Below are 330 nucleotides of genomic sequence, written 5' to 3' on the forward strand. Positions count from 1 at the left end.
TTGGTCGGCCGTGCCGTCGAGGGCATCAAGGCGCGGGTGGCGCAACAGGCCCGCGACCAGGTCGAAGCGCAGCACCTGGCCGACGAGGCCGCCGCAGCCGAGCGCAAGCGCGGCATGATCGCGCTGGCCGACGGCTTCGAGCAGGCCGTGGGCGCGATCGTCGGCATGGTCTCGGCCTCGGCCAACGAGCTCCAGGGCACCGCCCAGGCGCTGACCGCAACCGCGACCCAGGCGGCGGCGCAATCCACCAGCGTCGCGGCGGCCGCCGAGGAGGCCGCCACCAACGTCCGCACCGTCGCAGCCGCCGCGGAACAGCTCGGCTCCAGCGTG

At 75.2% G+C, this 330-nt stretch carries 1 pseudogene; it reads left to right on the forward strand.

Going from position 1 to position 330, the window contains the following annotated elements:
* Positions 1 to 330 (forward strand): annotated as a pseudogene (locus tag MKK65_RS00105) (methyl-accepting chemotaxis protein); the annotation flags it as partial.

It is taken from the genome of Methylobacterium sp. J-001, assembly GCF_022829565.1.
GTDB lineage: Bacteria > Pseudomonadota > Alphaproteobacteria > Rhizobiales > Beijerinckiaceae > Methylobacterium.